Source organism: Streptococcus sp. 2022WUSS135 (assembly GCF_044427045.1).
GTDB classification, from domain to species: domain Bacteria; phylum Bacillota; class Bacilli; order Lactobacillales; family Streptococcaceae; genus Streptococcus; species Streptococcus hashimotonensis.
This window is the reverse complement of the sequence record NZ_JAOTGL010000023.1, coordinates 15,344-27,364: the sequence shown is the minus strand read 5'-3', so window position 1 is coordinate 27,364 and position 12,021 is coordinate 15,344. Positions and strand designations below refer to the sequence as shown.

General features: G+C 42.6%; 5 protein-coding genes. 2 read left to right on the top strand and 3 right to left on the bottom strand.

What is annotated here, in order from left to right; all coding sequences use genetic code 11:
• Positions 1 to 129 precede the first annotated feature (129 nt).
• Positions 130 to 5,910, bottom strand: a complete 5,781-nt coding sequence (locus ODU45_RS07660; RefSeq protein ID WP_398581079.1) for a ZmpA/ZmpB/ZmpC family metallo-endopeptidase — start codon at positions 5,908 to 5,910, stop codon at positions 130 to 132.
• Between the two features lie 185 nt (positions 5,911 to 6,095).
• Complete coding sequence (gene uvrB / locus ODU45_RS07655; protein WP_398581078.1) at positions 6,096 to 8,081, bottom strand: excinuclease ABC subunit UvrB; 1,986 nt, start codon at positions 8,079 to 8,081, stop codon at positions 6,096 to 6,098.
• Positions 8,082 to 8,278: 197 nt separating this feature from the next.
• Between uvrB and ODU45_RS07650 the strand changes: the two genes are divergently transcribed.
• Together ODU45_RS07650 and ODU45_RS07645 are read left to right on the top strand one after the other, a co-directional pair.
• Positions 8,279 to 10,477, top strand: coding sequence for an ABC transporter substrate-binding protein/permease (locus ODU45_RS07650; RefSeq protein WP_398581077.1), 2,199 nt, complete (start codon positions 8,279 to 8,281; stop codon positions 10,475 to 10,477).
• Entirely contained in the window at positions 10,477 to 11,217 is a 741-nt protein-coding gene (locus ODU45_RS07645) for an amino acid ABC transporter ATP-binding protein (protein WP_002940438.1), read from the top strand. Before ODU45_RS07650 ends, ODU45_RS07645 begins: the two co-directional genes overlap by 1 nt.
• A 60-nt stretch (positions 11,218 to 11,277) precedes the next feature.
• Here ODU45_RS07645 and ODU45_RS07640 read toward each other — a convergent pair whose 3' ends face one another.
• On the bottom strand, positions 11,278 to 11,769 hold the full coding sequence (locus ODU45_RS07640; RefSeq protein ID WP_398581076.1) for a GNAT family N-acetyltransferase: 492 nt from the start codon (positions 11,767 to 11,769) through the stop codon (positions 11,278 to 11,280).
• Positions 11,770 to 12,021: the final 252 nt, after the last annotated feature.

Sequence of the window (12,021 nt, the reverse complement as noted above, 5' to 3'; positions counted from 1 at the left end):
AGAGGCTAGTGACGAGTCAAAAGCAGTGAGGCTTGAACAAAGTGAAAGCCAGCGTCTTTAGGCGCTGGCTGGTGATGTGGGCTTATAGCCCTTGTTCAAACCACCCGTTTGACGGGTGGTCATGATTATTTAATTAAAAATCGATGTTCTGAAGTCATTTGTAGAGTTCATCAAGGCTTGATAAACTTTCACTTTAAGTGCATGAACACGACTATTGTTCAAGTTGAGGCTGTTCGCTTGGATGTCTGCCTCCATGGCTTCTTTCATCAAGTTTTGAAGTTGTTCAAAGCTTGTGACAGTCACTTCCTTGGTTGAGTTTGCATTACCAAGTTCATACTGCATAGTGAACGGTTTCAACTTGCCTGCATTTGCCTTGTCAACACGCTCAGTAAACATGGCTTTCTTGAATTCAGCCCATGTAGCATACTGACCTTGGAAGACATATTCTAGAACATGGTCATCCGTAATCAAACCAGTATCTTTCTTGTTCCAAGTATCGTAGATGATTGAGCCTTTCTCCATAGCAAGGTCAGATAATTGCCCAGAAGCATACGGTACGAAACCATCTGTGTAGCCTTTAGCAGCAATCAATTCAAAGGCCATACGGCGAAACATGATGTCACCTGGTGAACCGTTTGAGTTTGAAAGGGCTGAGAAGTTAGCTGCAAACATTGGAACGCTGACATAACTGTTTCGATCCCACTTCTTGCTTGTGTTTGCTGTATTGTTCACATACTGGCGCTGAACGATAATACTCTGATCAATCAAATCATTGAAGGACTTCAAGCTTGCAACTTCGTCATCTGTCAATGCACGCGCAGAGTTTCCAGCATGGGTATCAACACCATTATTTTGGACATAGTAGTTTTCAATCTTACGCAACCATGCTTTCTTGTTAGCATCTGATTGAGCCAAGATGTTTGTACCTTCTAGGTAATCCAGCAAGTAAAGCACATCAAACTGGTTATGGTAATACTCATTGAAATCAGCCTCGCTGTTGAAACGTGCAACTGGATCTCCGACATGGACACGGTTGGCATCATCGCTATTATAGACAGCGTTGAATCCAAGGTTCATCTCAGTGACATTGAAGACATTTTGCAGAAGACCTTGAGCATAAACTTCCATACCTTGACCAATACGGCGGCCATAGCCTTTCAGATAAATATCGCCATCTTGGTTGTGGACCATTTCGTGGGTATAAAGGGCTGTACCATAATCTGACAGCATATCGTAAGTGATATAGTAGGTCTCACTTCCATCCGCAAAGGCAGTCTTAATAGACGGATGCTCACGGTACCACTTGTTGATAGGACCGTAGAAATCTTGGATAGCATCAACATCGGCTGTCAAGTTGCGATAAGACTTCGTGCCATCTTTACCGTACATGACGTAACCTTCGTTATTGAGGACAGATCTGAAGAGCTTGACACGGTTGGTTTCGTCCAAAATCTTATACCAGAAGTCTGCATTATCACGCTGACGTTCTGCCGCCAAATCAACCATCTGACGAACCTTATCACGATTTTCCACTGTTGAATAATCATCCACGTAGTGCTCGTATGAACCAATCGCGATGGTGTTCATGTTGGTAATGATAAAGATATTTTCTTGTGGCAGGGTCAAGAGTGGTAAGAGCATGTGGTTGTACTTCCAAGTTGGGTTAGACACCGTGTCATTCACAATCTTGCTGTAGGCCCCGACATTGTACTTGCTGTAAGTATCTGTCGTTTCCTGCTTAGCAGCTACTTCTGGAATCAAGGACTTACCTTCAACCACATATGCTTTAGTCGTTTGTTTGAACCAATCGTTGTTGGTCATTTCTGGCAAGAAGAGCTGACGATAATCTTCCAGCATATCGAAAAGCTTGGTCTGATTATTTTGTTTACCAATGATGGATGCAAAAGTGGTCACGTTGTTGTGGGCACGAAGAACATCATAGCCACCATTACCAATTGCAAGAATCATATCAAGGGCAGATGCTGCATCATTTCCGAAGAAGTCAGGTTCAAAGATGGTCAAATCTTTGGTATTCATCTCTCCGAAGTTGATGTCATACCAACGGTTCAAGTAGGTCAAACCGAGCACAAAGGCTTCTTTGTTATTGGTGATTTTCTCTTTGATGTAGTCTTCAGAAGCCTGACCTTGACCATTTAGACTAGCAACCAATATCTTACGAACGTTGCTCTCTAGGTTGGCTTTCACTTGTTCAAAGCTTTCACCAAAGTAGAAGTCTTTAGCTGTACCAGTCTGAGTATCCGCATTTAATTTTGTAGGATAATTGATAATGGCCTTCATAGCATCTGAATCAAGGACAACAGTAGATAGGCTGCTTACCAAGTCATTGACAAGGGCACTTCTGTCATTCAAGAATGATTCTGGCGTATAAATCAAGTCCGTACCTGAAATGGTGTACTCGACCACATGATTATTCTTGAAGTCTTCTAGATAAGAAACTGTCTTGTAGTCCACAGTGCCATCTGCATAGTGAAGCATAATCTTATTGATATTGGCCTTCTCAGCGTAGACATCAGCAACTACAATATTGTCCTTCATCGGAACAACATCCAGCAAACGAACCTTGTTGAGCTTATCATCTGTCGCAATCTTGTTTCCATAATAGACAAGAAGTTCCTTGTTGTAGAATGGCAAGATTTTCTCCATGTTGTAGTAGGCGATTTCATGGTCAGCCTGTGCCTTATCCAAGGTCAAGTAGTCTACTGAATAATGATTGAGATTAAGCGGTACAGAATCGTCGATTGTCGCTTGAATAGCCATAGCTTCCACTTTTGCTTGCGCTTCTTCATCAGTGATAACAGTGACATTACTCAAGCTATCGGATGTTGTTGTAAATCCGTCTTTAATCTTACCATTTGGATTTGCTGGTTGACCGATAATGCTTGTCGCACCAGTCATATCACTGATAACATTGTTGACATTACCACTATATGGAGCATAGGCACCCGTTACTTGGTTGGCTCCTGCGATTCCGCCGATGATGGCAGCTGATTCAGTCGTCACAATAGAACCAGTTGCATAAGAATTATAGACGCTTCCTGGTACATCGTAGACAAGCATGGTACGACCGACGATACCACCAGCTACTTGATTCTCCGTACCTGGCAGAGTAATCGTTGCATCAACCTTGGCATTTCCAACACTTGCCATCGTACCATTACCCAAGATACCACCCATGAGCGTTGCACCAGTACCAGTCGTTTCAAGACTTCCCTTGAAGGATACATCCTTGATAGTAGTGTTGGTTGCAGAATGAACCAGACCTGATACGTTTTGCGGACCTTTTAGGCTTGCTTCTACTGCTACGTTTGTAATGGTTGCACCATTTGCATTGATAGCAATTGTCGCAAGTGGGTTCTTAGAAGTTGTATTCAAACTTGCATTTTTAATATCCAAGTTTTGAACTTTACCACTCAAGTTAAAGAACAATGGTGCTTTCAAGTTGCTGATAGAGAAGGCGTAGCCGTCATTTAAGCCGTCCAAAGTCCCACTAAAGTTGGTCACATACGATGCAACATCTCCAACAGGAACTTCACTTGCGTCCAAATGCGCTCCTAGTTTGAAGGTGCCTTTTGGATTTGCCTTCATAGCATCAATCAAAGCTTTGAAGGATGTGTAGGTATTTGCATCAGTCGTCATCTTCGGAATGTAGAATTCACGGTTGGCAATGTATTTGGCATCCTTATCTTGCACCAATTCATCAAAGGATGAAACTAGTTTGAAGACTGCCTTGCCATTCAAGGTTGTTTCTTCAATGCTTGACACAGGTAGGTATACTTCCTTGAAGCGGTCCGAAGTCACCTTGATAAACAACTCATCTGTGTTTGTTGGCAGTTCTTCCAAGAATTCTTGACCGATGTAACTACCATTCTTACGACGGTAAACAGTCACCGCATCAATATCCTTGATTTCAATCTTCTTGTAGACCAAATCAAATTTGCGCATGCTTTCAAGAATAGCTTCTTGTTCTGAGCTTTGTTCCTGCTCTGCCATTGTGTAGAAAATCTTAGTCTTAACAGTGTAGTCTGTGTAGAAATCAAGATTTTCAAGTGTCAACTGGCCATTTGGATCTGTAATGGCCTGTTCCTGTACCAAGGCACCTGTATTATCATAGAGGAGAGCAACAGCTCGTTGGAAGTTGGCAGTTTCATCTGTCAACTTGTAGCTAATTGTCGCTGACTTGGCATCGTCATTTTCAACCAAGTCTGTGATAATCACTTGTGGGACTTTTTCAACTTTTGTACCACGCGCAATCACTTGCTTGACTGGTTGTTTGGTGATTTCTTCTGTTACAGTAGGATTTTCCTGACGAACTCCCTTGATAGTCTGGTAAGTTGTTGTAACTGTCTTAGAGCCATTTACACCCGCCGTTACAACTTTGGACTTACCTTCTAGCAGTGTCGGGTCATCAACATACTCTGTTTCAAAGGTAATTTCAACTTGATTAGTTTCGGTTTCCGTACCTTCTATTGGTTTTGTTCCTTTGAGAGCCTCTTTCGTTGTTGGCTCTTCAAGGACTCTCTCAGTCACTGTTGGGTTTGGTTGACGGACTCCGTTGATTGTCTGATAAGTAGTGGTAACTTCCTTAGAACCAACCTTACCTTCAGTAATGAATTTTTCTTCTCCAACATAAAGTTCTTCTGTTTCTGTGACTGTCATTTCAAACGGAAGCTCTTCTGTTGTTACAACGGTTTCAGATCCAATAACATCTGTTGTTTTCGTGCCTACTCTTACAACTTCTGTTACTGGTTCTTTTGTCACTACATCTGAAACTTGTTCGGATTTGATTAGTACACCATCGGCATAATAATTCTTAGTCTCGATTGTCCGAACACCATCTTGTCCCTTCTGTTCAACTTCACGACTACCTTCTGCCAAGTTTACATCATAGATTTCTTGCACATCAAAGGCAAAGACTTCGGTATGAGTAACTGTTTCTTCTGTTAAAGAATTCGTCGAGTTTTCATAACTTGGTTCTGTATCTGGTACTTCTGTAACAATATCATCGGTTGCTTGTTTTGTACCAACTTCAACAATCTTTGGAACAGCAGTTTTTGTAACCGTCGAGGAAATCTCTTCTTCCGAAATAATTTGACCTTTTGAATGGACTTGTTTAATCGTTACAGTACGCTCCCCATCCTGTCCTTCTTGTACCACTCGCTCTGTCCCCGCAGATAATTGGGGATTTTCTACGGTTTGAATTTCAAATGGAATAGTCTCTGTCTTGTTGACAATGGTTTCTGTACGGATTCCTTCTGATGCTGGGAATTCCGCTGTTTTTTCCTCTTCCGAAGTAGTTTGTTCAATAGCTTTGCTATCCTTCAAATATCCTACATAAACGTAGCCATCAATCTCAGCTGGGGTCGGTAACGCTTGTCCGGCAGATATTTCGATAGCATGGTTATATTGAGCCAAAATTTGACTCGTCAATGCGGAGCTAGTTGGGCCGAAGAAGCTTGCTCCCGTAGCTGTCAAAAGGATGACACCTGCCAACTCTTTCTTACCTTTTTTACCAAATCTAACAGCCAATAATAGGAGAGACACTCCGCCCGCCACCAATAGTCCAGTTTCTACGGAGCCAGTATTTGGCAAAACTTGAGACGTGCTTGTCGATGAAGTAGATGCTGTTCCGGTAGCCGGACGATAGATCAGGTAATAATTTGCATCCGTTTCCTGAGCTAAGTCAGGCAAGTCACGAATAATCAACTCCTTTTCTGCATCTGTCAACTCTTGCTCTGTCACATAGGAATAATTGATAGACTGAGCACTAGCTGACGGTGCTGCTGCAACCGACGATGCAAAAAACAAACTTGCTACAGCTGCCGAGACAAGTCCAATTGACAGTTTCCGAAAACCGAACCGCTGTCGTTTTTCACCAAAAATATTCTTCATAAAAACTCTCCTATTCCCTAAATAGTATAGAAACCATTATAACCTTTTATAGGGACAGGGACAAATTTTTTGTCCCTAAGTCCCAAAGTAAAAATTTTAAGTATTATAAAAGGTGGCAGGTCAATTTCTACCTGCCGCCTCTTGTAATTTCATTCTACTTAAATCACTGAACTTAGCAACTCTTACTACATATTTTTCAACTCGATGACCATATCACGAATCTGGGCTGCCAGTTCAAAGTCAAGCACTTCTGCTGCTTCCTGCATTTGACCTTCCAGTTTCTTGATCATGGCCTTGCGTTCGTCTTTGTTAAGAGCATTGAAGTCCACCACTTCTTCCTTGTCCTGAGTGACAGCCTTGGTCACGCTAATCAGGTCACGGATTTCCTTTTTAATAGTTTGTGGAATGATACCATGTTCTTCATTATAAGCCATCTGGATTTGACGGCGGCGGGCTGTTTCGTCCATAGCCTTGCGCATGGAATCGGTGACCTTGTCCGCATACATAATCACATGGCCCTCAGAGTTACGAGCCGCCCGACCGATTGTCTGGATGAGCCCTCGTTCATTACGGAGGAAGCCTTCCTTGTCAGCATCTAGAATAGCCACCAAACTTACCTCTGGCACGTCAATCCCTTCACGAAGCAGGTTAATCCCTATCAAGACATCAAAGACACCCAGACGCAAATCACGGATAATCTCCGTACGCTCCAAGGTCTTGATGTCCGAGTGCATATACTTGACCTTGACACCCATTTCTTTCAGGTAGTCGGTCAAGTCCTCTGCCATTTTCTTGGTCAGGGTAGTGATAAAGGTCCGTTCGCCTTTCTCAACACGGGCATTGATTTCACCCAAGAGGTCGTCCATTTGACCCATGGTTGGACGGACTTCCACTTCTGGATCCAAAAGCCCTGTCGGCCGAATGATCTGCTCGACAACGGTATCGGTCTGGTCCATTTCATAATCACCCGGCGTCGCAGATACATAGACAATCTGATGGACATGGCTCTCAAATTCTTCCCTGCGCAGCGGACGATTGTCCAGTGCACTCGGGAGGCGGAAACCATAGTTGACCAACATCTCCTTGCGTGAGCGGTCACCATTGTACATCCCCTTAATCTGCCCCATGGTCATGTGGCTCTCGTCAATCATAATCAGGTAGTCTTCAGGGAAAAAGTCCAGCAGGGTATATGGAGGCTCGCCCTCGCTTCGCCCGTCCATGTGTCGTGAATAGTTCTCGACTCCGTTGGTGTAGCCCATTTCCCGAAGCATCTCGATATCGTAGTCGGTTCGTTGTTTCAATCGCTGAGCTTCTAAGAGTTTTCCTTCTGCCTCAAAGACCTTGAGCTGCTCTTCCAGTTCCGCCTGAATCTTGGCAATGGCCGTTTCCATGTGGTCGTCGTTGGTCACGAAGTGGGTGGCAGGGAAAATCGCCAAGTGGTCCACATCGCCCAAAACCTTACCTGTCAGGCTCTCAATCTCACGAATGCGGTCGATTTCATCCCCGAAAAACTCCACACGAAAGGCATGCTCATCACGAGAAGCTGGGAAAATTTCCACCACATCTCCACGTACACGGAAACGTCCCCGTTGGAAGTCGATGTCATTGCGCTCAAACTGAATATCGACCAAAGAATTAAGCAACTGGTCACGGGAAATCTCCTGTCCTGGTCGCAGACTGACCACGCTATCAGAATATTCCTTGGGCGATCCCAAACCGTAGATACAGGAAACGGAGGCAACGACGATGACATCATTCCGTTCGAGAAGAGCTGAGGTCGCTGAGTGACGGAGTTTGTCAATTTCATCATTGACCGAACTGTCCTTCTCGATATAGGTATCGCTAGACGGTACATAGGCTTCTGGCTGGTAGTAATCATAGTAAGAAACGAAGTATTCGACCGCATTTTCTGGGAAGAATTCCTTGAACTCGCTGTAGAGCTGACCAGCCAAGGTCTTGTTGTGGGCGATGACCAAGGTAGGCTTATTGACACGGGCGATGACCTGACTCATGGTGTAGGTCTTACCAGTACCAGTCGCCCCCATGAGAATCTGGGCTTTTTCGCCCCCCTCGATGTTATCAACCAAGGCTTCAATGGCTTGGGGCTGGTCACCAGACGGTGAGTATTTTGATACAAGTTTAAATTGGTTTTCAGTATTTCGATTGATCATACTCCTATTTTATCATAAGTTCGACTAATGGAGAAACATTCTAAACCATTCACGACCATGTCCAAAATATTAAATTTTCTCACATTTTAATGACTTTGTATGTCAGAAAATCTAACATTGCAAAAACCTCGATTTTGCATTAATTTTCAGAATATGATATACTAGGGCAGTTATTTTATAATAGAAGGAGTATGGAAATGAAGAAAAAACTACTCATGTTATTGGCAAGCATTCTGCCAGTATTCTTTATTTTTACTGGCGTTAAAGCTGACGATACTATTGATGTCGTATTTGACAATGCTTACGCCCCATTCGAGTTTAAAGACTCAGATCAAATTTATAAAGGATTAGATGTTGACATCATCAACGAAGTAGCCAAGCGCTCAGGTTGGACCATGAATCAAAGCTTTCCAGGATTTGATGCAGCTGTCAACGCTGTACAGGCTGGATCTGCGGACGCCCTAATGGCAGGTACAACTATCACCGAAGCACGTAAGAAAGTATTTACTTTCTCAGACCCTTACTTCGACACCAAAATCGTTATCGCTACCACAAAGGCAAATACCATCTCTTCATATAAGGACCTTAAAGGCAAGACTGTCGGTGTCAAAAACGGTACCGCAGCCCAAAACTTCCTAGAAGAAAACAAAGACAAGTACGGATACAACGTAAAAACTTTTGATACTGGCGATTTGATGTATAATAGCCTTTCTGCTGGTGCTGTTGATGCTGTAATGGACGACGAAGCGGTTATTCAGTACGCTATTCAACAAGGTCAAGATCTAAGCATTGATATTGACGGCGAAGCCATCGGTTCATTCGGTTTCTCTGTCAAAAAAGGTAGCCAATATGAATATCTTGTTGAAGACTTTAACAAAGCTTTAGCTGAGATGAAAAAGGATGGTACCTACGAAACAATCATGAACAAATGGTTGGGAGCTTCTACCACTTCTACCGAAAGTGCCGACTACTCATCTCGTTTAAGCTTAACAGGAAACGCATCAGCTAAAGCAACACCTGTCAAATCAAGCTACACAATTGTGGCAGATTCTTCTTTTGCTCCATTTGAATACCAAGATGAATCAGGTAACTATGTCGGTATTGACATGGAATTAATCAAGGCAATCGCTGAACAACAAGGATTTACTATTACCATTCAAAACCCTGGTTTCGACGCTGCACTAAATGCTGTTCAAGCTGGACAAGCTGATGCAGTTATTGCAGGTATGTCTATCACAGATGCTCGTAAGGAAATCTTCGACTTCTCAAACGCCTACTATACTTCAAACATCCTATTAGCTGTTAAAAATGGTAGTAACATCGCTTCTTACGAAGACTTAAAAGGGAAAACTGTTGGGGCTAAAAACGGTACTGCTTCATATAGCTTCTTAGAAGAAAACAAGGCAAAATATGGTTACACCCTAAAAGCCTTCGACGAAGCTTCAAGTATGTATGACAGTTTAAACTCTGGTTCTATCGATGCTCTTATGGATGACGAAGCCGTTCTTCTATATGCCATCCAACAAGGTCGCGACTTTGCAACACCAATCCCTGGCGAAAAATCAGGTGAATACGGATTTGCCGTTAAAAAAGGTGCCAACCCAGAATTGATTGAAATGTTTAACAACGGTTTAGCTGCCTTGGTTGAATCAGGCAAGTATGATGAAATCCTTAATAAGTATTTCAACTCAACTGAAGAAGCAGGCGCAACAACTTCAACTGTTGATGAGACAACGATTGTTGGTCTTTTGAAAAACAACTACGGTCAGCTGCTCTCAGGTCTTGGTATCACAATTGGACTTGCCCTTCTATCATTTGCTATTGCAATTGTCATCGGTATTATCTTCGGTATGTTTGCAGTCAGCCCAGTTAAAGCACTCCGTGTTACTTCATCTGTTTTTGTAGATGTTGTTCGTGGTATTCCGCTCATGATTGTCGCTGCATTCATCTTCTGGGGTATTCCAAACTTAATCGAGTCGATTACTGGTCAACAATCTCCAATCAATGACTTTGTCGCTGGTACGATTGCCCTATCCCTCAACTCTGGTGCCTATATTGCTGAGATTGTTCGTGGTGGTATTCAGGCAGTTCCAGCTGGTCAGATGGAAGCATCTCGCAGTTTGGGTATCTCTTACGGAACAACCATGCGTAAGATTATCCTACCTCAAGCTGGTAAAATTATGTTGCCTAACTTTATCAACCAGTTTGTTATTACTCTGAAAGATACTACTATCATTTCTGCGATTGGTTTGGTAGAACTCTTCCAAGCAGGTAAAATCATTATTGCACGTAACTACCAATCCTTCCGTATGTACGCAATTCTTGCCATCATCTACTTGGTAGTTATCACACTCTTGACTCGCTTAGCACGCAAACTCGAAAAAGGAGGCAAATAATGGCTCAATTAAAAATCAACGTCCATGACTTACACAAGTCTTATGGAAAAAACGAGGTCCTCAAAGGTATTACTGCTAAGTTCTATGAAGGTGATGTTGTTTGTATCATCGGCCCTTCTGGTTCAGGTAAATCAACCTTCCTTCGTACAATGAACTTACTTGAGACCATTACAAGTGGTCAAGTAACAGTCGATGGATATGACTTAACCGATCCTAAGACAGATGTTGACGCCTTCCGTTCAAATGTCGGAATGGTATTCCAACACTTCAACCTCTTCCCACATATGTCTGTACTTGATAACATCACATTTGCACCAATCGAACACAAATTGATGGACAAATCTGAAGCTGAAAAAGTCGGCATGGAATTATTGGAAAAAGTTGGATTGGCAGACAAACGCGACGCTATGCCAGACAGCCTTTCAGGTGGTCAGAAGCAACGTGTTGCCATCGCTCGTGCCCTCGCTATGAACCCAGACATCATGCTCTTTGACGAACCAACTTCTGCCCTTGACCCTGAAATGGTCGGCGATGTACTCAACGTTATGAAAGACTTGGCTGAGCAAGGTATGACCATGTTGATCGTCACACACGAGATGGGCTTCGCCCGCAAGGTTGCTAACCGCGTTATCTTCACGGATGGCGGCGAGTTCCTTGAAGATGGTACACCAGAACAAATATTCGACAACCCACAACATCCACGTTTACAAGACTTCCTAGATAAGGTATTGAACGTGTAAAAATACAAAAAGCCTTTGACCAAGTGTGTCAGAGGCTTTTTAACATCTCACAATTAATACCTATAACATCTTTTTGTAAGACCACCCTTTCTTAGTCTTCTCTACAACTTCAAAACCACATTTCTCAAACAGCTTTCGTGAACCAAGATTCCAATCGTAAATTTCTTCGACAAGTATTTCCACAAAGCCAAGCTCCCTTGCACGTTCTACCATTCGATGTAACACCTTAGTCCCGATTCCCTTTTTCCAATACCGCTTATCTCCAATGGCAATGGCAAAATCATCTGCAAACAGCGTCACATCACCAATTGGGATAAACTGATCGTCTTCAAAAATTTCAATAAAGTAACATTCGCCATTTTTAGACAAATAATCATACATACGATTGAGCAAGTCAAGACTATAACGTTCTTGATCACCATCAATCAGCCAGACCAATTCTAGATCTTGGTGCCATTCAAAAGCAAAATCATGCTGACCATCATACCGACGTAAACGGACTTGTTTGTCTATTTCTAAAATATCTGCTTGCTCAATTCCAGTGATTGCCATTTCGAATCCTCTCTCATTTACAATAAGTTCATTTTAACATATATCTCTATCAAAATCTATGAATATTATAGCACGCTGATTGACAAGATTCTATCGATATGCTATATTAAAATAAATAAAGTATGCGAGGTAAGGAGAAATGGACAATAACAAGTAAACTCAATTTAAGTTCTATACTTATTTAGTAGTTTTCTTGCGTCCATTTTTCTGTTCCCTCTATTCCTTGAATAGGGTCTTTTTGAGCAGATTTCG

Coding starts and splice junctions, on each gene's coding strand:
- ODU45_RS07650 (WP_398581077.1), top strand. CDS start 8,279: ATGAAGAAAAAACTACTCATGTTATTGGCAAGCATTCTGCCAGTATTC.
- ODU45_RS07660 (WP_398581079.1), bottom strand. CDS start 5,910: ATGAAGAATATTTTTGGTGAAAAACGACAGCGGTTCGGTTTTCGGAAA.
- ODU45_RS07640 (WP_398581076.1), bottom strand. CDS start 11,769: ATGGCAATCACTGGAATTGAGCAAGCAGATATTTTAGAAATAGACAAA.
- ODU45_RS07645 (WP_002940438.1), top strand. CDS start 10,477: ATGGCTCAATTAAAAATCAACGTCCATGACTTACACAAGTCTTATGGA.
- uvrB (WP_398581078.1), bottom strand. CDS start 8,081: ATGATCAATCGAAATACTGAAAACCAATTTAAACTTGTATCAAAATAC.